Raw genomic sequence first — 1,748 nt, 5'->3', positions numbered from 1 at the left:
TCTCTGGATCGCCACCCCAACCGGGTCAACCGCACGGCCCGCTACGCCAGCGCCGCTGCCGGGGCCTACCAGTTCATGCCGCCCACCTGGGCGATGGCCTCCCGCGCCATCGGCTTTCGGCTCCACGGCCCCAACGCCTTCGGTCCAGCGGTGCAGGACCAGGCCGCCATCTACCTGATCCAGCGCCGCGGCGTGCTGCAGCTGGCTGACCAGGGCCAGTTCACCCCCTACCTGGCCCATCGCCTGGCGCCGGAGTGGGCGTCGTTCCCCACCCTGGCCGGCCACAGCTTCTATGGCCAGCCGGTGAAGCGCTTCCATGAACTGCGGCGCTTCTACGAGCAGAACCTCAGCGAACTGCGGGCTCAATACGCCCTCAACAACACCGTGGCGGTAGTTCCCGAAACGCCGCCCAAGCCCCCTTGTCTGCCCGCAGATTCGCTGCGCTGTCAGCTGGAGGCCCTGGATGAGATCGGTCCCCGCAGCACCGGGGTCTGATCGACGCCTGGAGCCGCGGCTGATCAGGTTTCGTCAGGCTTGATGCGGTTGCGGCCCACGGTGTTCTGGGCGATCAGATAGGCCGCCGCGATCGCGCCGGTGAAGCCCATGGCGTTGCGCAGCAGGGGCAGTAGGTCGTCGGTGCGGGTCACGATCGGGGCCACGCCGAAGATGCCGAACAGGATCACCCACAGGGGCGAGAGCAGCAGCACCCAGGCCCACTCCACCCGGCGCCCCTCATGGCGCGGGTAGGCGGCAAAGCCCACGATCAGCCCCCCCACGATCGAGGTGGCCAGGGTCAGCACCCACYGCTCGTTGGGCAGGCCGGGCACCACCTGGCAGCCGCCACGCTCCAGGCAGGTCTCCACGGCGGCGAGGGCATCGACGATGGCACCGTCCTCGCCGTGGTCGCGCACGTAGTACTGGTTGCCGAAGCGCGTCTGCAGCTCCACCCAGTAGGTGCGCGGCATCAGGGCGAACAGGGCATCGCCCACGTTGAAATTGAGCAGGTTGCCGCCGCGGGGGTCGGCCACCAGCAGCAGGCTGCGCTCATCGAGATTCCAGAAGTCGCGCACCGCCAGCCCCGGCGTGCGCTCGTACTGGGTGAGCACCCGCAGCTTCCAGCCGCTGTCGGCCTCGAAGCGGCTCAGGTGCTCCTCGAGGTCGGCCCGCTGGCCATCGGTGAGGGCCCGGGCCAGGTCGATCACCGGGGTGGGGTGGTCGGGCAGCAGCTCCGGGTTGTCGTAGGCCATGGCTGGAGCCACGCCCACGCCCGCCACGGCTCCCACCATGGTGCCGAGCAGCAGCACCAGCGCCGCCAGGGTCGCCGCGGCCCGTGTTGCCAGAACCCTGCCCATGCGCCTGTCTCCGAGAAGATGCATTCTCCCCGAGCCCAGCTCCGGCCGTGACGGATCCCGCTGCTCCCTGTCCTGCCTGGCTGGCCCCGCGGCTGCGCGCAGCCGCGGGCGCGGTGCCGTTCAGCACCTTCATGGCCTGGGCCCTGCACGACCCCGAGCACGGCGCCTACGGCGCTGGCCGGCTGCGCATCGGCCCCGGCGGCGACTTTGCCACCGCCCCCTCGCTCGGGGGCGACTTCGCGGCTCTGCTGGCGCCCCAGGTGGCCGATTGGCTGGCGGCCCTGGGGCCTGGGCCCCTGGCCCTGGTGGAGGCGGGCCCAGGCGAAGGATCCCTGGCCCTGCAGCTGGCCCAGGCGCTGCAGCTGGGCTGGCCCGATCTGGCCGCCCGCCTCANCC

General features: G+C 71.4%; 2 protein-coding genes and 1 pseudogene (1 of these 3 running past the window's edge). 2 read left to right on the top strand and 1 reads right to left on the bottom strand.

Annotation, left to right across the window (positions count from 1 at the left end; all coding sequences use genetic code 11):
• Nucleotides 1-495: pseudogene (locus tag IQ216_RS06550) on the top strand (endolysin); the annotation flags it as partial.
• A 23-nt stretch (nucleotides 496-518) separates the two neighbouring features.
• On the opposite strand, the gene IQ216_RS06545 reads toward IQ216_RS06550, so the two are convergent.
• Nucleotides 519-1,352 carry a TPM domain-containing protein gene (locus IQ216_RS06545; protein ID WP_193814836.1) on the bottom strand — a complete coding sequence of 278 codons (834 nt, stop codon included), beginning with the start codon at nucleotides 1,350-1,352 and terminating at the stop codon, nucleotides 519-521.
• A 47-nt stretch (nucleotides 1,353-1,399) separates the two neighbouring features.
• On the opposite strand from IQ216_RS06545, the gene IQ216_RS06540 reads away from it, so the two are divergent.
• A protein-coding gene (locus IQ216_RS06540; protein ID WP_370566641.1) for a class I SAM-dependent methyltransferase crosses the window boundary here: on the top strand, nucleotides 1,400-1,748 show its 5' end (the start). The gene runs 860 nt beyond the window's last position; the window shows 349 of its 1,209 coding nt (coding positions 1-349); it begins with the start codon at nucleotides 1,400-1,402; its stop codon lies beyond the right edge, outside the window.

The organism is Cyanobium sp. LEGE 06143 (assembly GCF_015207535.1).
In the GTDB taxonomy this organism is placed as follows: Bacteria; Cyanobacteriota; Cyanobacteriia; order PCC-6307; family Cyanobiaceae; genus NIES-981.
This window is presented reverse-complemented; position numbering and strand designations above follow the sequence as displayed.